This window comes from Streptomyces pactum (assembly GCF_002005225.1).
Taxonomy (GTDB): Bacteria; Actinomycetota; Actinomycetes; order Streptomycetales; family Streptomycetaceae; genus Streptomyces; species Streptomyces pactum_A.
This window is the reverse complement of sequence record NZ_CP019724.1, coordinates 6,514,233-6,535,763: the sequence shown is the minus strand read 5'-3', so window position 1 is coordinate 6,535,763 and position 21,531 is coordinate 6,514,233. Positions and strand designations below refer to the sequence as shown.

Sequence of the window (21,531 nt, the reverse complement as noted above, 5' to 3'; positions counted from 1 at the left end):
CGGCCGCGCCGCGTGGGCGCGGCCGGTCGGGGACGGCCCGCAGCCCGCGCACCACGGACCGTCCCACGGCGAAACCCGGAACCGGCTAACCCATCTGCTCGGTCCACTCGGCCTGCGCCTCGTTCAGCTTCTCGGCCAGCCCGTCCAGGAAGTCCTTCGCGCTCATCTCACCGAGCAGCACCTTCTGGAACCCCGGCTCGCTCTCCGACTTGGACAGCGTGTTCCAGTCCGGCAGGTAGTACGGGAGCTGGACGATGGTCGTGGACCCGTCGTTCAGCGCCTCGGCCGCCAGCTTCGTCGGCTCCGCCTTCTGGATCCACTCGTCCTTCGCGGCCTCGGTGTTCGACGGCACCTGCCCCGCCGACTCGTTGAACCTCGAGTTCTGCTCGGGCGAGGTGGCGAACTCGATGAACTTCCAGGCGGCCTCCTTGTTCTCGGAGCTCTTGAAGACGCCGAGCCCGTCGACCGGGTTGGACACCTGCACCCGCTTGCCGGAGGCACCGACCGGCTGCGGGATACCGCGGAACTTCTCGACGCCGAGCGCCTTCACGTGGTCCTGGTAGGAGCCCAGGTTGTGGTTGAGCATGCCGATCGTGCCGGAGTCCCACTGGGCGACCATCTTGGCGAAGTCGTTGTTGACGTCGGCGGCCGGCGTGGCCTTCTTGTAGAGGGCCGCGTACTTCTCCAGCGCCTCGACGTTCTTCGGGTCGTTGACGGTCGTCTTCTTCTTGCCGGCGTCCCAGAACGAGGTGATGCCGGACTGCCCGTACATCGCGTCGAGCGCCTGGGCGATGGAGCCGGAGCCGCCGCGGATGGTGTAGCCGAACTCGTTCTCGTCCTCGTCGGTCAGCTTCTCGGCGGCCTCGTAGAACTTGTCCCACGTCGTCGGCGCGTCCAGCCCGGCCTTCTCGAACAGGTCGGTGCGGTAGTACAGGACACCGTTGTTCGCGGAGGTCGGCACCGAGTACAGCGTGCCGTCACCGCCGCCGGCCGCCTTCAGGGACTCGACCATGTCCTTGTTGAGCTTGCCGCTCAGGGACGACTTGGCGAGCCGGTCGTCCAGCGGCTCCAGCGCCTTCTGGGCCGAGAACCCTGCGAGCATCGCCGCGCCGACACCGCCGACGTCCGGCAGGCCGCCGCCCTGGATGGCGGTGTCGACCTTGGACTGGTACTCGGTGGCGGCGATCCCGACGTACTGCACGTCGATGTCCGGGTTCGCCTTCTCGAAGTCGGCGATGATCTCCTTCCAGACGGCCGTACGGATACCGCCGTTGTTGTCCCAGAAGACGATCTTTCCCTTGCCGCTGCCCTCGGCACCCTTGTCGCCGCCCGCCCCGCTGCCGTCGTCACCGCAGGCGGTGGCGGTCAGCGCGAGCACGGCCCCCAGGGCGACGACGGCGGATGTCCGGCGCCCGCCTGTCCTTCTGCTGCTGCTGCGATTGCTGATCTTCATTGGTCGGCTCTCTTCTTCTGGATCCAACGGAGCGGTGAACGGAGTGTGGGGGAGTCAGTGGGCACCGAGCTGCTGCTGCGGCCCGGAGAAGCGCTTGACCAGCGCCGGAACGGCGGCTGCCGGGTCGAGCCGGTAGTCGTAGAAGTCGCGGGGTTCGAAGGCGTCGCCCCAGGCGTCGTGCCGGCCGGCCGTGTCCTTCAGGATCGATCCGCGCTGCACCAGTTCCGCGGTGGCGTCCGCCTGGTAGGGGTGCTGGACCCCGTCGTAGTAGCTGTTCTCGATGACCATCCGCGTCGCGCCGCGCGCCCAGTTCCCGTACGTCCACAGCGGGTCGCCGTCGGCGACCTGGGCGGAGAGGTAGTTGTTGTACAGGTGCGCGTAGGCGCAGTTGTCGGCGGACGGGTTGCGCTGCTTGGTGCCGGTGAACCAGTTGTGGTCGATGGTGATCTGGGTGCGGACGTTGTCCGTCCAGCCGATGCCGAGCGCCTTGTTGTGGTTCTCGAAGCGGTTGTAGGAGACGGTGACGTACTCGCTGTCCTTGCGGATGTCGAGCAGGCCGTCGCCCATGTGCGTGAGGCGGTTGTGGTCGATCCAGACGTGGTGGACGGAGTCCATCTGGATCGCGTCGAAGTCGGTGGTCTTGCCGTCCCAGTCGCCCTCGACGTAGCTGTCGCGGATCGTGAGGTTGCGGATGATCACGTTGTGCGTGCCGGGGTTCAGGTGCAGCTCGCCGTGGACGATCTCGCCGGTGTCGCCGACGCCGATGATCGTCTTGTCGGAGCCGACCACGATGTCCGAGCCGAAGGGCGCGACCGCGATCGAGCCCGCCACCCGGATGACGTACGGCTCCTTCGCCGCCGCGTACTTCGCCAGCGCGGCCTGGTCGGTGACGGTGACGACCTCGCCGCCCGCGCCGCCGGTGGTGCCGCCGGCGAGGGAGGCGAAGCCGTGCGCACGGTCGGAGTGACGAGGCGCCCCCGTCTCATGGGCCGGGGCGGCCTGGGTCTCGCCGACCGTCCCGAGGGCCAGGGCGGCGACCAGGCCGAGGACGGCGGCCAGGGTCCTGCCGGTTCCTGGCAAGCGCTTGCTACGGAGGTGCGTCATTGCGGCTCCCAACAGGCGTACGGGTGAGGTGGGTCAGCGGGGTCCGATCCGGAACCGCGTGAAGGTGGCCGCGCCGGCGTGTCCCTGGCCGGCGGGCGCGAGTGCGAACAGGCCGATCAGGGCGCCGACCCAGCGCCACGGGGTGGCGGCGAACTCCTGGCCGGTGGGGCGCGGCCCGTCGCCGAGGTCGTAGGAGAAGCGGCAGCGTGCCCCGGGGGCGGCCTCGATCCGCAGCCGTACCCGTCCCCCCGGTGCGGGGCGGGGGTGGTCGGCGTCCCGTTCGGCCCGGGCCACCGGCTCGGCGAACCGGTGCACCAGGTGCACGGTCCCGTCCGCACCCCGCTGGAGCCCGATCCAGCGGTAGGCGTCGCCGAGCACCGCGAGCCCGGCCCGCGCGCCCGGCTCCTCGCTGTCCAGGCGCAGCTCCACCTCGATCACCGCGGGGCCGCCGGGCAGCCGCTGCGTGAGCACGCTCGGCAGTCCGCGCAGGTCGTGCGCGTCGGCCGAGCGGACGCAGGCGAGCCGCAGTCCGTCCCCGGAGTGCTGGGTGGCCCAGCCGTCGCGGGGGTTGGCCGTCCACGACCACTGGCGGCCGAACCGTCCGCCGGGGAAGTCGTCGTCGGTCGCGGGTGCGGCGGGCGGCTGCGGCGGCAGCGCGGGGCGCGCGTGCTCGGTGACCGGGGCGCCGTCCCGGCCGAGCACCGGCCAGCCGTCCGTCCCCCACCTCATCGGCTGGAGGTGGACCACCCGCCCGTACGCGCCACGCTGCTGGAAGTGCAGGAACCAGTCCTCGCCGGCCGCCGTGCGCACCCAGCCGCCCTGGTGGGGGCCGTTGACGTCGGTGTCCTTCTGCTCCAGGACGACCTTCTCCTCGTACGGGCCGAAGAAGCCGCGGGAGCGGAAGGCGCCCTGCCAGCCGGTCTCCACGCCCCCGGCGGGTGCCAGGATCCAGAACCAGCCGTCGTGCCGGTAGAGCTTGGGGCCCTCCAGGGTGAACCAGCCGGGCAGGCGGTCGGCGTCGACGATCACCTTGCCCTCGTCGAGGAGTCCGGTGCCGTCGGGGTGCATGCGGTGGCCGGTGAGGCGGTTCTTGATACCGGAGCGGGACCTGGCCCAGGCGTGCACGAGGTAGGCCTCGCCTTGCTCGTCGTCCCACAGGGGGCAGGGGTCGATCAGGCCCTTGCCCGGTTTCACCAGGTGCGGCGAGGTCCACGGGCCGCGGATCTCGGGGGCGTTGACCTGGAAGATCCCGTGGTCGGGGTCGCCCCAGAAGATCCAGAAGCGGCCCGCGTGATGGCGCAGGGACGGGGCCCAGACGCCGCAGTCGTGGCGGGGCGCCGCGAACGCCGCCGCCGGTTCCAGGCGGGGCAGGGCGTGCCCGACCAGGGACCAGTTGACCAGGTCGCGGGAGTGCAGGAGCGGCAGGCCGGGGACGCGGCCGAAGCTGGAAGCGGTGAGGTAGAAGTCGTCGCCGACGCGGACGACGTCCGGGTCGGACCAGTCGGCGTTCAGGACGGGGTTGGTGTACGTCTCCGCGATCTCGGGGGTCACGGGCTCACCGCCTTTCGTACGAGGGTCGCGGCGCCGTCGGCGTCGAGCCGGCCGTCGGCGACGACGGTGACGATCCGGCGCACGACGGTGTCGCCGGGGGCGACCGCCAGCCGTTCGTCGTGGGCCAGGGAGGAACCCACGCCCGGGTACTCCTCGGTGCGCACGAACCACGGGTCGCGCCGCGTGCGGTCCGTGGCCCCGGCGAACACCAGCGTCCAGGTCTCCCCGGTCAGGGCGAGCCAGTCGGCGCGGGTCCCGTGGACCGCCCCCTCGCCCGCTCGGTCGGCGGTGAAGACCCCGGGGGCCGCGCTCTCCTTGCGGGCGCGCCAGAAGAAGCCGCCGTAGGCCGCACCGGGGCGCCCGTTGGTGGCGGGGCTGCCGATGGTGAGCGGGTCCGGGGTGACGTTGGTGAGGGAGAAGGTGAAGTCCAGCGCCCAGGCGGTGGCGGTGAGTCCGGTGGCGGCGACGGTGCGGCGCTCGCGCAGCAGTTCGCCGCCGGCGGCGACCCAGCGCAGCTCCTCGACGAAGCCGTCGGGGTCGCGGAGCTGGAAGGCGCTGTGCCGCTGCGCGCCGTGGTTGTCCAGCTCGGTCGGCCCCCGGCCTCGCACGTAGGTGCGCCCGCCCCAGAAGTTGTGCCCCTCGACGTCGGGAACGGCGACACCGACGCCGAGGTGATGGAGGTGGTCGGCGGGACCGAACTCGGTCACGGCCGTGCCGGCCAGGGTGGTGACGGGGTGCAGGTAGGGGCGCGGGGACAGGCGGGTGGGCAGTTCGGGTCGGGTGACGTACCGGCCCACGGGACGGCCCGCCACGCGCAGCACCGGGGTGTCGTTGCCGGTCATCGGGTGCTCACCTCGTTCAGCGGGCGCTCCGTGCGCGGCGCCCAGGGCGCGCCCAGCTCGGAGTAGAGGGACAGGGTGTCGGCCGCGGCGGCCACCAGGCCGTCGATGCCGGGGACCACGCGGCGGCGCTCGCCGGGGACGCGGTGCCAGGCGGCGTCGGGCAGCGGCTCGGGGTCGGGTGCCCGGCGGATCGCCTCCACGACCCGCATGAAGGCGCCCGTCTCGTCCGGCGGGACCAGCAGGGCGGCGCCGGTGGTGAGGTGTCCGACCAGGTTCTCCAGCAGGTCGGTGCGGTCGTGGTGGTACTCCTCGGGACCGTGGCCGCCGCGCTGGAGCAGGACGCGGTCCTGCTTGTACCAGAAGGTGATGCGGCCGCTGCTGCCGTGCACCAGGACGTACGGCTCCTCGGGCCGCTCGGCGCACAGGGTGGCGGCCACGGTGACGCGGTGGCCGCGCGCGGTGGTGATCCGGACGCAGGAGGTGTCGTCGGCCTCGATGTCGTTGGCGTGGCTGAGCTCGGTCTCGATGCCGGTGACGTCCTCGGCGCGGGTGGAGCCGCCGAGCGCGAGGGCGGTGGCGACGGCGTGCGCGAGGGGGTTGGTCAGCGCCCCGTCGATCACGTCGGCACCGTCCAGGCGCCGTCGGCCCGACCAGGGTGCCCGGCGGAAGTAGGCCTCGTCGCGCACCCACGCCCCGGCCCCGCCGATGCCCGTCACCTCGCCGACCGCGCCCTCGGCGATCAGCTCGCGGACGGCCGGCACGGCGTGCGAGCCCAGCGACTGGAAGCCGACCTGGCAGGCGACACCGGCCTCGGCGACCCCGTCGGCCATGCGGCGGAACTCCGCGTACGAGGGGGCCGGGGGCTTCTCCAGCAGCAGGTGCACGCCTTTGCGGGCGGCGGTCAGGGCGAGGTCGGTGTGGGTCGGGATCGGCGTGCAGATCACGGCGATCCGGGCGCCGGTGGAGTCGAGCAGGGCGCCGAAGTCGGCCGACTGCTCGGGGAGTTCTCCGCCGGCCTCCTCCTCGGTCAGCGGTGTGAGTTCGCAGACGCCGGCCAGCCGGACGAGTCCCGCCCGCTCCAGGCGGCGGATGTTGGCGACGTGCCAGCGGCCGTGGCCGCGGGCGCCGGCGAGGACGACGGGAACCCGGCTCATCCCTTCACCGCCCCCGCGCTGAAGCCGGTGATCAGCCACTTCTGGATGAAGGCGAAGACCAGTACCACGGGTACGGCCGCGATGATGCCGCCGGCGGCGAGCGCGCCGAGGTCGACGCTGTCCGCGCTCATCAGGGTGTTGAGGCCGACCGGGATGGTCTGCTTGTCCTGGTTGTTGAGGAACATCAGGGCGAACAGGAAGTGGTTCCAGGAGTGCACGAAGGCGAAGGAGCCGACGGCGATCAGGCCCGGCCGCAGCAGCGGGAGGACGACGACCAGGAAGGCCCGCATCCGGCCGCAGCCGTCGACCCAGGCGGCCTCCTCCAGGGAGTACGGCACGTTCTTGATGAAGTTGCTGATCAGGATCATCGACAGGGGGAGCTGGAAGACCGTCTCGGCGATGATGACGCTGCCCAGCGAGTTGATCATCTGGAGTTCGGCGAAGATCTCGAAGAGCGGGACCAGCAGCAGCGCGCCGGGCACGAACTGGGAGCACAGCAGGGCGAGCATGAAGGCCCGCTTGATCTTGAAGTCGAACCGGGCGAGGGCGTATCCGCCGGCCAGGGCGACGAGGGTGGTCATCACCAGGGTCGCGAGGCCGACGTACACGCTGTTCTCGAAGAAGGTGCCGAAGGCGCGGTCGGTCCACACCTTCTCGAAGTGGTCGAAGGTCATCGGCCAGGGCACGAGCGAGGTCGAGCCGGCCGGGCGCAGCGCGAAGAGCAGGATCCAGTAGAACGGGATCAGGGTGAAGACCAGGTAGACGCCGAGCGGCAGGTAGATCTGCCAGCGGGGGACCTCGTCCCAGGCGGGGCGGTGCTTCTTCGCCTGCCGCGGCGGTTCGTGGCCGGCCGGCGCGGGCGCGGGGGCGGGCGCGGGGGCCTCCTTGGTGATCACTTGTTCTCGCCTCCGAACTTGCTCAGCCGCAGATAGACGATCGAGCAGAAGAGCAGGATCACGAACGCGACCGTGGTGAGGGCCGACGCGTAGCCGAAGTCGTGGGCGTCGACGCTGGTGTTGGCGATGTACAGCGGCAGTGTCGTGGTCACTCCCGCGGGTCCGCCGCCGGTGAGGGTGTAGAGCAGGTCGACGTTGTTGAACTCCCACACCGCGCGCAGCAGCGTGGACAGGATGATGGCGTCCTTCAGGTGCGGCAGCGTGATGTGCCAGAACTGCTTGAACCGGCTCGCCCCGTCGACCTCGGCGGCCTCGTACAGGTCCTTCGAGACGGACTGGAGGTCGGCGAGGATGAGGATCGCGAAGAAGGGGACGCCTCGCCACAGGTCGGCGACGACCGCCGCCGAGAACACGGTCGAGGTGTCCGACAGCCAGCTCGTGCCGTAGTCGCCGATGCCCATGTCGGCGAGGTAGCGGGTGATGCCCGTCTGGGAGTTGTAGAGCAGCACCCAGATAGCGGAGGTCAGCACGCCGGAGACGGCCCACGGGGAGAAGACCAGGGCGCGCCCGATACCCCGGCCCACGAAGGTCTGGTTGACGATGAGCGCCAGGGCCAGACCGAAGAGCAGTTGCAGTCCGACCTCGACGAAGACCCACTTGGCGCTGAAGACGAGGGTGTCCCAGAAGACCGGGTCGTCGGTGAAGATCTTGACGAAGTTGTCGAAGCCCGCGAAGCCGTTCCGCCACGGCTTGGTGGGGTTGTACTCCTGCAGGCTGTAGTAGAAGACGCTGATGACCGGGTAGGCGATGAAGCCCAGCATCAGCAGGGCGGCCGGCCCGATCAGCAGGTACGGGAGCCTGCGCGGCGTGGCGGAGGCACGGCGCCGCCGGGGTGGCGCGGGCGGTTTCGCCACGGCTGCGGCTTGGGCCATGACAGTTCTCCGTTCTGGTACGTCGTGCGTGGGTCTTGCGGGAAGCGCTTTCTCGACGGGCAGGGGCGTACCCCCGGTCTGCCGTGTGGTTCAGCCGGCGTACGGGTCGCGCACCTTGCCCGGCCGGGCCAGGAACTCGAAGTCGCAGCCGGTGTCGGCCTGGGTGATCTGTTCGTTGTAGAGCGCGCCGTAGCCGCGTTCGTAGCGGGCGGGCGGCGGTGTCCAGTCGGCCCTGCGGCGTTCCAGCTCTTCGTCGTCCACGTTGAGCCGGAGGGAGCGCGCCTCGACGTCGAGGGTGATCGAGTCGCCGGTGCGCACCAGGGCGAGCGGTCCGCCGACGTACGACTCGGGGGCCACGTGCAGCACGCACGCGCCGTAACTCGTGCCGCTCATCCGGGCGTCGGAGATCCGGACCATGTCCCGCACCCCTTGCTTGAGCAGGTGGTCGGGGATGGGCAGCATCCCGTACTCGGGCATGCCGGGACCGCCCTTGGGCCCGGCGTTGCGCAGCACCAGCACGCTGTCCGCGGTGATGCCCAGTGCCGGGTCGTTGATGGTGCGCTGCATGGTCCGGTAGTCGTCGAAGACGACCGCGGGCCCGGTGTGCTTGAGCAGGTGCGGCTCGGCGGCGATGTGCTTGATGACGGCGCCGTCGGGGCAGAGGTTGCCGCGCAGGACGGCGACCCCGCCCTCGTCCGCGACGGGGTTGTCCCGGGTGCGGATGACGTCGTCGTGGTGGACGAGGGCGCCTTCGAGCTGCTCGCGCATGGTGTCGTGCGAGACGGTGGGCCGGTCCAGGTGGAGCAGGTCGGGGATGCGGGAGAGGAAGCCGGGCAGTCCGCCGGCGAAGTGGAAGTCCTCCATCAGGTACGTCTGTCCGCCGGGCCGGACGTTGGCCAGCACCGGGACCGTGCGCGCGACGCGGTCGAAGTCGTCCAGGGTGAGGGCGACGCCCGCGCGGCCCGCCATGGCGATCAGGTGGATCACGGCGTTGGTGGAGCCGCCGAGGCCGAGGACCGTGGTGACGGCGTCCTCGAAGGCGTCGGCCGTGAGGATGTCGCTCAGCTTCCGGTCCTCGTGGACCAGCTCGACGATGCGCAGACCGGCCGCCGCCGCCATCCGGTCGTGACCGGAGTCGACGGCCGGGATGCTGGACGCGCCCGGGACCGTGACGCCGAGGGCCTCGGCGGCGGCGGTCAGCGTGGACGCCGTACCCATCGTCATGCAGTGGCCGGGCGAGCGCGCCAGGCCGCTCTCCAGCTCCTGCATCTCGCAGTCGCCGATGAGTCCGGCCCGCTTGTCGTCCCAGTACTTCCACATGTCGGTGCCGGAGCCGAGGGTCGCGCCGCGCCAGTGACCGGGGAGCATGGGTCCGGCGGGTACGAAGACGGCGGGCAGGTCGACGCTGGCGGCGCCCATGAGCAGGGCGGGCGTGGACTTGTCGCAGCCGCCCATCAGGACGGCACCGTCGACCGGGTACGAGCGCAGCAGCTCCTCGGTCTCCATGGCGAGCAGGTTGCGGTAGAGCATCGGGGTCGGCTTCTGGAAGGTCTCGCTGAGCGTGGAGACCGGGAACTCCAGCGGGAAGCCGCCCGCCTGCCACACCCCCCGCTTGACCGCCTGGGCGCGGTCGCGCAGGTGGACGTGGCAGGGGTTGATGTCGGACCAGGTGTTGAGGATCGCGATGACGGGCTTGCCGAGGTGCTCCTCGGGCAGGTAGCCGAGCTGGCGGGTGCGGGCGCGGTGGCTGAAGGAGCGCAGGCCGTCCGTGCCGTACCACTGGTGGCTGCGGAGGTCCTCGGGGCGCTTGCGGGCGGCCTTGCCCGGTGTGCCCGTCATATCGACCACCCCGCGGCGATGGCGGCGACCTCGGCTCGCTCGTCCTCGGGCAGCGGCTTGCTCGGCGGGCGGACCTCCCTGCGGCACAGGCCGAGTGAGGCGAGGGCCTCCTTGACCACGGTGACGTTGTTGGCGGAGCCGTTGGCGGCACGCAGTTCCTCGAAGCGGCGGATCTGCTCCCAGACCTTCATGGCCCCCGCGTAGTCGCCGGCACGAAGTGCTTCGATCATGTTCAGCGAAACGGCCGGGGCGACGTTGACCAGCCCCGAGGTGAAGCCGGTGGCGCCCGCGGAGAAGTACGAGGGCGCGTACGGCTCGGCCAGCCCCGCGACCCAGACGAAGCGGTCGAGGCCGGCGTCGCGGGCGAAGGCGGCGAACCTGGCGGCGTCCGGGACGGCGTACTTCACGCCGATGACGTTGGGGCAGGCGTCGGCGAGTTCGGCGAGGCGGGCGCCGGTGAGCTGGGGGTTGCGGAGGTAGGGCACGACGCCCAGCGCGGGCACGGCCTCGGCGATGGCGCGGTGGTAGTCGACCCAGCCGCCCTGGGAGACGTAGGGGTGGACGGGCTGGTGGACCATCACCATCGAGGCGCCCAGGTCGCGGGCGTGCCGCGCGGAGGCGACCGCGGTCGGCACGTCGTGGCCGACGCCGACCAGGACGGCCGCGCGGTCGCCGGCCTCCTCGACGGTCAGCTCGGTGACGAGGCGGCGCTCGGCCGGTGTGAGGGCGTAGAACTCGCCGGTGTTGCCGTTCGGGGTGAGGGTCGTGACGCCACCGTCGAGGAGACGACGCAGCAGGGCCCGGTAGGTGGCGGGGTCGACGGTGCCGTCCGCGGCGAACGGCGTCACCGGGATCGCCACCACGTCGGCCAGGGCCGCCCGCTGGGTCTCGAACGTCGCTGTCATGCCTGACCGTCCTCTTCCTGGGCCCGGGCTCCCGTTTCGGGAAAGGCCCGCTCGACGAACGACGCGATGTGCGCGTGCAGCGCGCGGGCGGCACCGTCCGCGTCACCGGCGAGGGCGAGGCGCAGGATCTCCTGGTGCTCGCCGGCCTCCCGCTCCCAGGAGGGGTCGGCGGCCCAGGCGACGGCGGAGACGAGGGCCGCCTGGTCCCGGACCTCGTCGAGCATCCGGCCGAGCAGCGGGTTGCCGCACGGCACGTACAGGGCGCGGTGGAACTCCCGGTTGGCGAGGGACCGTTCGGCGGTGTCCGTGGCCTGGTCGGCGCGGGTCAGCGCGTCACGGGCGGCGTCCAGGGAGGCGCCGCGGCGCACGGCGCGCTTGAGCGCCTCGGGCTCCAGGAGCAGCCGGACGTCGTAGACCTCGCGCGCCATGTCCGCGTCCACCATGCGCACCGTGACGCCCTTGTACTGGCTCATCACGACCAGTCCGGTACCGGCCAGCGTCTTGAGCGCCTCGCGCACCGGTGTCTTGGACACCCCGAACTGTGCGGCGAGGTCGGTCTCGACCAGGGCCTGGCCGGGGGTGAGCCGGCCGGTGAGGATGCGGCGTTTGATCTCCTCCAGCACGTACTGCGTGCGGGAGGGGATCGGCGTGGGCACAGAGGTCATGCGCGCCTCTCGGAATCTCGCGTCGGATGCGCGGACCTCGGATATCCGATCTCTGATATCCGATCTCGCGTATCGCGTCTCATATATGACGTACGGAGTACGACGCGTTGAAGGTAAGAGGGGCGCACGGCCACGTCAATGCTTCTGACAGAGGAAGTCGAGGTTGTTCGCCGCTTGTTGTAAGCGCTTGCTGTAAGCGCTTGCCGCGGCGCGGGCCGTAAGCGCGTGCTTCAGCCGCTCGCCGACCGCCCTACGCGGGCCGCGTCCAGGCGGGGTCGCGCCCGCTCAGTCCGACCGCCCGGTCCAGCAGCGGGGCGCCGGCGGGGACGGGGACGACGGGGCCGAACATGCCCGCGTCCCGTTCGGACTCCTCGGCGGAAGCCGCGAGCAGGCCGTACGACACCTGGAGGGCGGCCGGGTCGGGTTCGTACTCCTGGCCGGTCGCGCGGGCCAGGTCCCAGCCGTGGATCACCAGTTCGTCGGCGGCGACGGCGCCGGCCACCTCGCCGGGCAGGTCGACGCCGCCCGCCCGGGTCATGCCGGTCCAGGCCCGCGGCTCGCGCCATGCCTCGGCGAGTTCGCCGAGCACCTTCGGGAGCTCCTCGCGCCAACCGGGGCCGATGTCCGGCACGGTCGCTTCGGGGCTGGTGTCGGTGGTGGGGCCCAGGTCCTTGCGCGCGGCGTCGCGGAAGGCCGCGGCGAGGCCGGTCAGATGGCCGAGCAGATTGCGGACCGCCATGTCCGGGCACGGTGTCGGGTCCTCGAGCCGCGCGTCGCTCACTGACTCGGCCAGGCGCGCGAGGACTCGCGCCTGCGGTCCGAGGTCGAGGGTGGTGGTGTCGTGGGTCATCGGTTGCTCCTCGGGAGGGCGTGGCAGGCTCTGTCGGGAGGTAGACCGATCACGGCCGCGGAACTCATCGGCCGCCGGGCCCGCTTCCACGGCATCCGCCCGATGCCGGCCCTCGTGCCTTAGACCCACGATGACCAGGCATGACGCCAAGGAACACGCGGACGAGGAAGACGACGGGCGGGGCCTGGCCCGCGACCCGTGTCCTGCGCGACCGCAACGCGGGCCTGTATCTCGCGGGCGTGGTGGTGTCCGGCTTCGGCGCCTCGGCGCTGTGGCCGGCGTCCGGCGTCCGGGTCAAGGACCTCACCGGCTCGGACGGACTCGCGGCCCTGTGCGGGCTCGCTGGCGCCGGTGATACCGCTCGCCCGACGACCGGCCACCACCGACGGCCTCGCCCGGCGGGCACCGTCGGCCACCGACCCGGCATGAGGATCCCGGGGCCCGTCGGCCCACCGACCCGGCATGAGGCGCCCGCTCCCCCGTCAGCCACCCACCCGGCATGAGGTTCCCGCGCCCCGTCGGCACCGGCGCCGTGCAGGCCTGCGACATCGTGCGGACGCCCGCGCCCCGTCGACCACCCGCCCGGCATGAACCCCCCGCACCGCGCCGGCCCCACCCACCCGGCACGAGGCGCGCGCCCCGTCAGCCCACCGACCCGCCACGGGCCCGGCATGAGACTCCCGAGGCCCGCCTTACCCACCGCGCGGCACCCGACGCACCGCACCGCTTCCACACCACCCCGCTCTCACCGCCCCGCAAGCCCCGACCGCACCGCCTCGAGGTCACCGTCCGACGCCAACCCGGCGTGATACAGGCGCAGTTCCGTCGCGCCCAGTGCGCGGGCGCGGGCCGCGTCCCCGGCGAGGGTGTCCGGACGGCCGCCCATGCCCGCGACCACGGTGAGGTTGGCGGCCAGGACCGCCCCGGGGCGGCGCTGCTCGGCGAAGGGCGTGAGCAGGCCCGCGCCGCCCGTGCAGGGCACGACCACACCGTCCGCGACGGACAGGATGTGCGCCGGGTCGACGCCGGCGTTGGCGCCGCAGTGGTACGAGACGGGGTCGGCGTGCAGCAGGACCTGGAAGCCGTCGGGCGCGGCGGCGCGTACGGCCGCGACCGCCGCCTCCTGGAGGGTGCGGGCGGTCTGGTCGCGCCACGCGCGCGTGGCGTTCGCCGGCGTCTCGCCGAGCAGCTTCGACACGCCCGCCCAGCCCCCGTCCGACGGCGCCGTGCCCCGCCAGACCGGCTCGAGCGCGGCGCGTACGGCGGCGGCCAGTTCGCCGGCGTCGAGGCCCTGTCCGCCGTAGCCGGCCCGGCAGTCGGGGCAGAAGCACAGCGACATCAGGTACTGCCCGGCGTCCCCGAGGCCGACCCCGCCGGTCTTGTCGTGGGCGTGCAGGTGGGCGAGCCCGTACCAGCCGAGGGACTCCAGCTCGGTGCCGCGCGCCCCGGGCCGCACCGCCGCCTCGGCGGCCAGGTCGGTGAGGTACGCGCGCGTGGCGGGCTGCGCGATACAGGGCGCCCAGGGGTAGCGGTCGCCGTAGGCGTTGACGACCGAGGTGTGCGGATGCTCGGCGCCGAGGCGGGAGTTGTGGGCGAGGACGACCCAGGTGTGCACTTCCAGCCCGGCGTCCGCGAGGGCGGCGGCGGCCTCGCCCCACGCGTCGCCGGGCGCCCAGTCACCGGCCTCGTACGGGCGCGGCTCCCGTCCCCGCCAGCGGGCGTCCGGCGGGTAGAGGACGGCGGCGTACTCGGCGGTGACGACGCGGTGGCGCGGGTGGCGGGGGGTGAGGGCCCGGGTGGAGTGGTAGGCGGCGGCGAGCGTCACCTGCTCGACGCCGAGCCCCGCGACGGACGCGGGCGCGTCCGGGTCGCCGTTGACGTCCCAGGGGTAGACGAATGCCGACGTCTTCACTCGGCGCCCTCCTCGGCCACGCCGTCGAGCAGCGCGTAACCCCGCTCGATCACCTGGGCGAGCTGCTTGACATGCTCCTCGGTCGGCTCCTGCAACGGCGGCCGCACCTCCCCCACGTCCAGGCCGCGCAGCCGTACGCCCGCCTTGACCAGGGCGACGGCGTACCCGCGGCCCCGCGCGCGGAGTTCGACGAACGGCCGGTAGAAGCCGTCCAGCAGGCGGTGCACGGTGGCCTCGTCGCCCGAGCGCAGCGCCCGGTGGAAGGCGAGGGCGATCTCGGGGGCGAAGCAGAACGCGGCGGACGAGTAGAGGGTGACGCCGAGCGCGCGGTAGGAGAGCTGGGTCTGCTCGGCGGTCGGCAGCCCGTTGAAGTAGAGGAAGTCGCCGCCGGGGGCCTCGGTGCGCACGGCGCTGATGATCCGCTGCATGAGGTCGAGGTCGCCGAGCCCGTCCTTGAGGCCGACGATCCGGTCGGTGCGGGCCAGTTCGACCACGCTCTCCGGTGTGAACACGGCGTTGTCGCGCTGGTAGACGACCACGGGCAGGGAGGTCGCCGCGGCCACCTCCCGGTAGTGCCGCAGCAGCCCCTCCTGGCCGGCCAGCACCAGGTACGGCGGCATGGCGAGCAGTCCGTCGGCCCCGGCCTCCTCGGCGAGGCGGGCGTAGCGCACGGCGAGGGCGGTGCCGTAGCCCGCGCCCGCCAGGACGGGCACCCGCCCCGCGGTCTCCTCGACGGCCGCCCGGACGCAGGCCTGGAACTCCTCGGGGGTGAGCGCGTGGAACTCGCCCGTGCCGCAGCAGGCGAACACGGCGGCGGCCCCGGCCTCGACCCCTCGGCGCACGTGCGCGCGGTAGGCGTCGAGGTCGGTCTCACCGCCGGGGCCGTAGGCCGTGACGGGGAAGAACAGCGGTCCGCCGGGTCTGGTGAGCCGGGCGGCGAGAGGGGCTGAGGTCACGGGCGCTCCCCATTCCATATCCATGGTCTGTGTCATATTCATGATCTGTGTCCATATTTCTGAACGCGACCACGCTAAGCCGCCCCGCGAACACCGTCAAGCAGGCCGCCTCTTGACGGGTGACCACCGGTTCTTTAGCGTGTCCACGCATATGAACGCCAGCCGCTCACACATACGGCTGACACACGGCCGCCGATTCGGCGGACCTCCAGACGTTCAGCCGGACCCACAGGAGACCTAGGAGTCCCGAGGATGCCCGCTCCCCGCACCGTCCTGCTCACCGGCGCCGCCGGCGGCCTCGGCACCCTGATGCGGGACCTGCTGCCCGACCACGGGTACACGCTGCGCCTGCTCGACCTGCGCCCGATCGAGGGCGAGCCGGACGCCGTCGTCGCCGACCTCGCCGACCGGGCCGCCGTGCGCGAGGCGGTCCGGGGCGTCGACGCGATCATCCACCTGGCGGGCATCTCCCTGGAAGCCCCCTTCGAGAAGATCCTGAAGGCCAACATCGAGGGGACGTACAACCTCTACGAGGCCGCCCGCGAGGAAGGCGTCGGACGTATCGTCTTCGCCTCCTCCAACCACGCCGTCGGCTACACCCCGCGCCCTGGGGGCGACGACCCCCTCATCCCGGTCGACACCCCGCGCCGCCCGGACACCTTCTACGGCCTGTCCAAGTCCTTCGGCGAGGACCTCGCCCAGTTCTACTGGGACAAGCACGGCATGGAGACCGTCTCGGTCCGCATCGGCTCCTGCTTCCCCGAGCCGACCAGCGTGCGCATGCTCTCGGTGTGGATGAGCCCGGCCGACGGCGCCCGTCTCTTCCACGCCGCCCTGACCGCCGAGAACGTCGGGCACACCGTCGTCCACGGTTCCTCCGCCAACACCCGGCTGTGGTGGGACCTCACCTCCGCGCGGGCGCTCGGTTACGAACCCCGGGACGACTCGGAGCCGTACGCCGAGAAGCTCATCGCCGAGCAGGGCGACCTCGACCCGGACAACCCGGCGCACGCCCGCCTCGGCGGCCACTTCGTGACCGACCCCCCGATCTGGCCGTACTGACCGGATCCGGTCGATCACGAGGCGGGGCGGGCACCGAACGGGCCCGCCCGCTTCGGTATACGGGCATCCGCACTGCCCGTTCTCACGCGCCGCACCGCTGACTGCCAGGTCCGCGACGGGCGCCCGCCGGCCACAACGGGCACAATCGGGCAGTATCGGGTCCGCAACAGGCCTGGTCAGTGCCGCACGGCCGCTGTAGAACTTCCCCCATGGGCCCCACGGGCCCGAACGGGCAAGAACGCGGCGACGAGGCGGTGAGGCAGGTGTTCGGCATGGGCACGAGGACGGCGGAGGAACGCCAGCGCGAGATCGTGCGGGTCGCCCGCGCCACCGGCTCGGTCGACGTCACCGCGCTCGCGGCCGACCTGGGCGTCGCCAAGGAGACCGTACGACGCGACCTGCGCGCCCTGGAGGACCACGGCCTGGTCCGCCGCACCCACGGAGGCGCCTACCCCGTGGAGAGCGCCGGGTTCGAGACCACGCTCGCCTTCCGCGCCACCAGCCAGGTGCCCGAGAAGCGCCGGATCGCCGCCGCGGCGGCCGAACTGCTCGGTGACGCGGAGACGGTCTTCGTCGACGAGGGCTTCACCCCCCAGCTCATCGCCGAGGCACTGCCCAGGGACCGGCCGCTGACCGTGGTCACCGCCTCCCTGCCGGTCGCCGGCGCGCTCGCCGAGGCCGGCGACACCTCCGTCCTGCTGCTCGGCGGCCGGGTCCGCTCGGGCACGCTCGCCACCGTCGACCACTGGACGACCAAGATGCTGGCCGGTTTCGTCATCGACCTGGCGTACATCGGTGCCAACGGCATCTCCCGGGAACACGGCCTCACCACACCCGACCCGGCGGTCAGCGAGGTCAAGACCCAGGCGATCCGCGCCGCCCGCCGCACCGTGTTCGCGGGCACGCACACCAAGTTCGGGGCGGTCAGCTTCTGCCGGTTCGCCGAGGTCGGCGCCCTGGAGGCGATCGTGACCAGCACGCTGCTGCCCACGGCCGAGGCCCACCGCTACTCCCTGCTCGGCCCGCAGGTCATCCGCGTCTGACGGGCCGAACCACGTCACTGGAGGGCACCCACGCGCCCACCCCTGCCCCATAACTCCCGATAACTCCCCTTCACTCCCCATTACTTCCCCACATGTTCAGGAGCGATCCATGCGAACCCAGAGCCGATGGAGGCCGCGAGCCACGCTCGCCATGGCCGCCGCAGGGACGCTGCTCGCCCCGCTGCTCTCCGGCTGCTGGGTCGGGGCGGGCGGCGCCGGGTCCGGCGGCAACGCCATCAACGTCCTGATGGTCAACAACCCGCAGATGGTCGAGCTGCAAAAGCTCACCGCGGACCACTTCACCGAAGAGACCGGCATCAAGGTGAACTTCACCGTCCTGCCGGAGAACGACGTCCGCGACAAGATCAGCCAGGACTTCGCCAACCAGGCGGGCCAGTACGACGTCGCCACCCTCTCCAACTACGAGATACCGATCTACGCCCGCAACGAGTGGCTGCAGCCGATGGACTCCTACGTCGCCGAGGACCCGGCGTACGACGAGAAGGACATCCTGGGGCCGATGCGCGAGTCCCTCACCGGGGACGACGGCAAGCTCTACGGCCAGCCCTTCTACGGCGAGTCCTCCTTCCTGATGTACCGCAAGGACGTGTTCGCCCAAGAGGGCCTGACGATGCCCGAGCACCCCACCTGGACCCAGGTGGCCGACCTCGCCGAGAAGCTCGACGGGGCCCAGCCGGACATGAAGGGCATCTGCCTGCGCGGCCTGCCCGGCTGGGGCGAGCTGATGGCGCCCCTGACGACGGTCGTGAACACCTTCGGCGGCACCTGGTTCGACACGGACTGGCAGGCGCGACTGGACTCCCCCGAGTGGCAGAAGGCGACGAAGTTCTACGTCGACCTCGTCCGCGAGCACGGCCAGTCCGGCGCCGCCCAGTCAGGTTTCGCCGAGTGCCTGAACAACATGACGCAGGGCAACGTCGCCATGTGGTACGACGCCACCTCCGCCGCCGGATCCCTGGAGTCGGCCAACTCCCCCGTCAAGGGCAAGATGGGCTACGCGCCCGCCCCCGTGGAGAAGACCGAGTCCTCCGGCTGGCTCTACACCTGGGCCTGGGGCATCCAGAAGGCCTCCCGCAACGCCGACAAGGCGTGGGAGTTCGTCTCCTGGGCGTCCAGCAAGGAGTACGAGCAGCTCGTCGGCGACGAGATCGGCTGGTCCAACGTGCCGGCCGGCAAGCGCGCGTCGACGTACGAGAACCCGGCCTACCGCGAAGAGGCCGCCGCCTTCCAGGAGATGACCCGGGAGGCCATCGAGGGCGCCAGGCCCGGTGATCCGGGCGTGCAGCCGCGCCCCGCGCCCGGCATCCAGTTCGTCGGCATCCCCGAGTTCACCGACCTCGGCACCAAGGTCTCCCAGGAGATCAGCGCGGCCATCGCCGGACGTCAGTCCGTCGAGGAGGCCCTGAAGAAGTCCCAGCAGCTCGCCGAGAAGATCTCCGAGGAGTACGAGGGACGATGACCGCCACCACAACGGCCCCCTCGGCCGCACCCGATCACACCCGCCCCACCGTCCGCCCGCCGTCCTCCCGGCTGAAGGGCTGGGCCACCCGGGCCCCCCTCCTCCCCGCCCTGATCTTCATGATCGTGGTCACCCAGCTCCCCTTCGTGGCGACCCTGGTGATCTCCTTCTTCGACTGGAACGCCCTCTACCCGGACGCCCGGCACTTCACCGGATTCGGCAACTACGGCGACGTCCTGTCCGACCCGGCCCTGCGCAAGTCGGTGTGGACGACGATCCTGCTGACGGTGGGGGTGGTCCTGGCCAGCCTGGTCCTCGGCCTGGCACTCGCCCTGCTGCTGGACCGCAGGTTCAAGGGCCGGGGCGTGGTGCGCACCCTGCTGATCGCCCCGTTCCTGGTGGTCCCGGTGGCGGCGGCGCTCCTGTGGAAGCACGTCCTCTACAACCCCGAGTACGGCCTGCTCAACGGCCTGTTGCACTACGTCGGCGGCCCGCAGCCGGACTGGATATCCAACACCCCGCTGCTCGCGGTCGAGGCCTCACTGGTGTGGCAGTGGACGCCCTTCATGATGCTCATCCTGCTGGCCGGGCTGCAGAGCCGGGACCAGCAGCAGATCGAGGCCGCCCGGGTGGACGGCGCGAGCGACTGGCAGATCTTCGTCCACCTCACCCTCCCCCACCTGCGCCGCTACCTGGAACTCGGCGCCCTGCTCGGCTCGATCTACATCGTCCAGAACTTCGACGCGGTCTTCACGATCACGTCCGGCGGCCTGGGCACGGCCAACCTGCCCTACACCGTCTACCAGAGCTTCTACCAGGCCCACGAGAACGGCCTCGCCTCGGCCGCGGGCGTCCTGGTGGTCATCGGCTCGATCATCATCGCCACCTTCGCGCTGCGCGTGGTGTCGTCCCTGTTCCGCGAGGAGGTTGGCCGCGCATGAGTGCCACCGCCGTACGACCCGCCACCACCGCCACCACCGGCACCACCGGCGCCAAGCCCGCACGAGCCCGCCGCAAGGCGGGGGCCGGACTGGGCCTGGTGGCCTGGCTGGCCGGCATCGTCTTCTTCCTGCCGATCGCGTGGATGGCGCTGACCTCCTTCCACTCGGAGGAGGACGCGGCCACCAACCCGCCGTCCTTCGCGGCCTCCCTCACCCTGGACGGCTACCGCGAGTTCTTCGGCGCGGGCGGTGGCGCGAGCCCCTGGCCGGCGCTGATCAACTCGGCGGTGGCGTCCATCGCCTCGACCCTCTTCGTCCTGGTCCTGGCCCTGCCCGCCGCGTACGCCCTGTCCATCCGCCCGGTGAAGAAGTGGACGGACGTCCTGTTCTTCTTCCTCTCCACCAAGATGCTGCCGGTGGTGGCGGGCCTGCTGCCGATCTACCTGTTCGCCAAGAACACGGACATGCTGGACAACATCTGGCTGCTGGTCCTCCTCTACACCTCGATGAACCTGCCGATCGCGGTCTGGATGATGCAGTCCTTCCTGGCCGAGGTCCCGGTCGCGATCATCGAGGCGGCCCGGGTGGACGGCGCGAGGCTGCCGACGATCCTGGCGCGGGTGGTCGCCCCGATCGCCCTCCCCGGCATCGCCGCGACCTCGCTCATCTGCTTCATCTTCAGTTGGAACGAACTGCTCTTCGCCCGGGTGCTGACGGGCGTGGTCGCCGAGACCGCCCCCGTCTTCCTGACCGGCTTCATCACCAGCCAGGGCCTCTTCCTGGCCAAGGTGTGCGCCGCGTCGCTCGTCATCTCCCTGCCGGTGCTCGCCGCGGGGTTCGCCGCCCAGGACAAACTGGTCCAGGGCCTGTCGTTGGGAGCCGTGAAATGAAGGCCGCCGTCATCGAGTCCGTGGGCCGCGCCGTCGTCACCGAGGTCCCGGACCCGACGCCAGGGCCGCGCGAGGTCGTCGTGGAGGTCGCCGCCTGCGGCCTGTGCGGCACGGACCTGCACATCCTCCAGGGCGAGTTCGCGCCCAAGCTCCCGATCGTGCCGGGCCACGAGTTCGCCGGCGAGGTGGTCGGCGTCGGCGCCCAGGTCACGGAGGTGTCGCTCGGCGACCAGGTCGCGGTGGACCCCTCCCTCTACTGCTACGAGTGCCGCCAATGCCGCACCGGCCACAACAACCTCTGCGAACGCTGGGCGGCCATCGGTGTGACGACGGCGGGCGGCGCCGCGAAGTACGCGGTGGCGCCGGTGGCGAACTGCGTGAAGCTCCCCGAGCACGTCCGCACCCAGGACGCCGCCCTGATCGAGCCCCTGTCCTGCGCGGTCCGCGGCTACGACGTCCTCCAGTCCCGCCTCGGCGCGCACGTCCTGATCTACGGCTCCGGCACGATGGGCCTGATGATGCTGGAGCTGGCCAAGCGGACCGGCGCGGCCGGCGTCGACATGGTCGACGTCAACCCGGCCCGCCTGGAGACGGCCCGCGCCCTCGGCGTCTCCGCGTCGGCCGCGAACCCGGACGAACTGGACCGCCCCCAGGGCTGGGACCTCGTCATCGACGCGACGGGCAACGCGGCGGCCATCCAGGACGGCCTGGGGCGGGTCGCCAAGGCGGGCACGTTCCTCCAGTTCGGCGTGGCCGACTACGCGACGCGCGTGCAGATCGACCCGTACCGCATCTACAACCAGGAGATCACCATCACGGGCTCCATGGCCGTCCTGCACAGCTACGAGCGCGCGGCCGAGCTCTTCGCGAACGGCGTCCTCGACCCGGACGTCTTCATCAGCGACCGGCTGCCCCTCGACCGGTATCCGCAGGCACTGGAGCAGTTCGCCTCCGGCGTCGGCAGGAAGATCGTCGTACTCCCGTGAGGAGTGCCCGGTAGGGCCGCCGCGTCCCCTGGCCGCGGCACGCGCCGTCGCGGCCCGGGGACGCGGCGGC

Annotated in this window: 19 protein-coding genes and 1 pseudogene; 7 read left to right on the top strand and 13 right to left on the bottom strand. The window is 71.8% G+C overall.

The window, feature by feature from the left end:
- Positions 1 to 85: 85 nt before the first annotated feature.
- From B1H29_RS28020 to B1H29_RS27970, 11 genes are all read right to left on the bottom strand, one after another.
- Positions 86 to 1,453, bottom strand: coding sequence for an ABC transporter substrate-binding protein (locus B1H29_RS28020; RefSeq protein WP_055416290.1), 1,368 nt, complete (start codon positions 1,451 to 1,453; stop codon positions 86 to 88).
- 54 nt (positions 1,454 to 1,507) lie between these two features.
- Positions 1,508 to 2,557 carry a pectate lyase family protein gene (locus B1H29_RS28015; RefSeq protein ID WP_055416291.1) on the bottom strand — a complete coding sequence of 350 codons (1,050 nt, stop codon included), beginning with the start codon at positions 2,555 to 2,557 and terminating at the stop codon, positions 1,508 to 1,510.
- Between the two features lie 33 nt (positions 2,558 to 2,590).
- Complete coding sequence (locus B1H29_RS28010) at positions 2,591 to 4,108, bottom strand: glycoside hydrolase family 43 protein (RefSeq protein WP_055416292.1); 1,518 nt, start codon at positions 4,106 to 4,108, stop codon at positions 2,591 to 2,593.
- Entirely contained in the window at positions 4,105 to 4,950 is an 846-nt protein-coding gene (locus B1H29_RS28005; protein WP_055416293.1) for a PmoA family protein, read from the bottom strand. The genes B1H29_RS28010 and B1H29_RS28005 overlap by 4 nt, the downstream gene beginning before the upstream one ends.
- Positions 4,947 to 6,104, bottom strand: coding sequence for a Gfo/Idh/MocA family protein (locus B1H29_RS28000; protein ID WP_055416294.1), 1,158 nt, complete (start codon positions 6,102 to 6,104; stop codon positions 4,947 to 4,949). The genes B1H29_RS28005 and B1H29_RS28000 overlap by 4 nt, the downstream gene beginning before the upstream one ends.
- Positions 6,101 to 7,000: a carbohydrate ABC transporter permease gene (locus B1H29_RS27995; protein ID WP_055416295.1), complete on the bottom strand. Its 900-nt coding sequence runs from the start codon at positions 6,998 to 7,000 to the stop codon at positions 6,101 to 6,103. Before B1H29_RS27995 ends, B1H29_RS28000 begins: the two co-directional genes overlap by 4 nt.
- A complete protein-coding gene (locus tag B1H29_RS27990; RefSeq protein WP_055416296.1) occupies positions 6,997 to 7,932 on the bottom strand; it encodes a carbohydrate ABC transporter permease in 936 nt (311 codons plus the stop codon). The genes B1H29_RS27995 and B1H29_RS27990 overlap by 4 nt, the downstream gene beginning before the upstream one ends.
- A gap of 90 nt (positions 7,933 to 8,022) precedes the next feature.
- On the bottom strand, positions 8,023 to 9,771 hold the full coding sequence (gene araD, locus B1H29_RS27985) for an L-arabinonate dehydratase (protein ID WP_055416297.1): 1,749 nt from the start codon (positions 9,769 to 9,771) through the stop codon (positions 8,023 to 8,025).
- Positions 9,768 to 10,676 (bottom strand): dihydrodipicolinate synthase family protein, encoded by a 909-nt coding sequence (locus B1H29_RS27980; protein WP_055416298.1) that lies wholly within the window; start codon positions 10,674 to 10,676, stop codon positions 9,768 to 9,770. Before B1H29_RS27980 ends, araD begins: the two co-directional genes overlap by 4 nt.
- The gene (locus B1H29_RS27975; RefSeq protein ID WP_055416299.1) at positions 10,673 to 11,341 is read right to left on the bottom strand and encodes a GntR family transcriptional regulator; all 669 of its coding nucleotides are present in this window, start codon (positions 11,339 to 11,341) and stop codon (positions 10,673 to 10,675) included. The genes B1H29_RS27980 and B1H29_RS27975 overlap by 4 nt, the downstream gene beginning before the upstream one ends.
- Before the next feature lie 250 nt (positions 11,342 to 11,591).
- A complete protein-coding gene (locus tag B1H29_RS27970; protein WP_055416300.1) occupies positions 11,592 to 12,191 on the bottom strand; it encodes a TIGR03086 family metal-binding protein in 600 nt (199 codons plus the stop codon).
- Between the two features lie 140 nt (positions 12,192 to 12,331).
- Between B1H29_RS27970 and B1H29_RS39530 the strand changes: the two are divergent.
- Positions 12,332 to 12,535, top strand: a pseudogene (locus tag B1H29_RS39530) (MFS transporter); the annotation flags it as partial.
- 401 nt (positions 12,536 to 12,936) lie between these two features.
- On the opposite strand, the gene B1H29_RS27960 reads toward B1H29_RS39530, so the two are convergent.
- A complete protein-coding gene (locus B1H29_RS27960; RefSeq protein ID WP_055416301.1) occupies positions 12,937 to 14,103 on the bottom strand; it encodes a hypothetical protein in 1,167 nt (388 codons plus the stop codon).
- The gene (locus B1H29_RS27955) at positions 14,100 to 15,059 is read right to left on the bottom strand and encodes a 5-dehydro-4-deoxyglucarate dehydratase (RefSeq protein ID WP_055416302.1); all 960 of its coding nucleotides are present in this window, start codon (positions 15,057 to 15,059) and stop codon (positions 14,100 to 14,102) included. The genes B1H29_RS27960 and B1H29_RS27955 overlap by 4 nt, the downstream gene beginning before the upstream one ends.
- Positions 15,060 to 15,311: 252 nt before the next feature.
- On the opposite strand from B1H29_RS27955, the gene B1H29_RS27950 reads away from it, so the two are divergent.
- From B1H29_RS27950 to B1H29_RS27925, 6 genes are all read left to right on the top strand, one after another.
- Positions 15,312 to 16,121, top strand: a complete 810-nt coding sequence (locus tag B1H29_RS27950) for an NAD-dependent epimerase/dehydratase family protein (RefSeq protein WP_055416303.1) — start codon at positions 15,312 to 15,314, stop codon at positions 16,119 to 16,121.
- 272 nt (positions 16,122 to 16,393) lie between these two features.
- On the top strand, positions 16,394 to 17,164 hold the full coding sequence (locus B1H29_RS27945; protein WP_055417672.1) for a DeoR/GlpR family DNA-binding transcription regulator: 771 nt from the start codon (positions 16,394 to 16,396) through the stop codon (positions 17,162 to 17,164).
- Positions 17,165 to 17,273: 109 nt separating this feature from the next.
- Entirely contained in the window at positions 17,274 to 18,644 is a 1,371-nt protein-coding gene (locus tag B1H29_RS27940) for an ABC transporter substrate-binding protein (protein WP_055416304.1), read from the top strand.
- Positions 18,641 to 19,585 (top strand): carbohydrate ABC transporter permease, encoded by a 945-nt coding sequence (locus tag B1H29_RS27935; RefSeq protein WP_055416305.1) that lies wholly within the window; start codon positions 18,641 to 18,643, stop codon positions 19,583 to 19,585. The genes B1H29_RS27940 and B1H29_RS27935 overlap by 4 nt, the downstream gene beginning before the upstream one ends.
- The gene (locus B1H29_RS27930; RefSeq protein WP_079160510.1) at positions 19,582 to 20,475 is read left to right on the top strand and encodes a carbohydrate ABC transporter permease; all 894 of its coding nucleotides are present in this window, start codon (positions 19,582 to 19,584) and stop codon (positions 20,473 to 20,475) included. Before B1H29_RS27935 ends, B1H29_RS27930 begins: the two co-directional genes overlap by 4 nt.
- Positions 20,472 to 21,461 (top strand): zinc-dependent alcohol dehydrogenase family protein, encoded by a 990-nt coding sequence (locus B1H29_RS27925; RefSeq protein WP_055416306.1) that lies wholly within the window; start codon positions 20,472 to 20,474, stop codon positions 21,459 to 21,461. The genes B1H29_RS27930 and B1H29_RS27925 overlap by 4 nt, the downstream gene beginning before the upstream one ends.
- Positions 21,462 to 21,531: the final 70 nt, after the last annotated feature.